Source organism: Erythrobacter sp. (genome assembly GCF_038133525.1).
Classification (GTDB): domain Bacteria; phylum Pseudomonadota; class Alphaproteobacteria; order Sphingomonadales; family Sphingomonadaceae; genus Qipengyuania.
Window position 1 is genome coordinate 1 of sequence record NZ_JAYPTL010000175.1, and the last position, 304, is coordinate 304.

Here is a 304-nt window from a genome sequence, read left to right on the forward strand (position 1 = left end):
CTCTCTTGAGCGATCATCCGAGTTTGAAAGCGCCACTGCACTTTCAAACTCGGATGATCGCAATCTTGCGCAAGGCTTTACCTGTGAATCGGCATGCAATTGGTGCCCACCTGACTCGGTGATCGGCGCCTAATCGGGGACCACCTCCGGGTTATCTATGTTCGTTGGCTATTTGGGCTGACGACGAGGCGGAGGATGACGACGGTGGAGACGATTGGTCGGATCAGGCGCGCATATTTCGTGCAGAGGCAATCAGTGCGGGAGATCGCGCGACGGCTGCATGTATCGAGGAAGACCGTCAGGA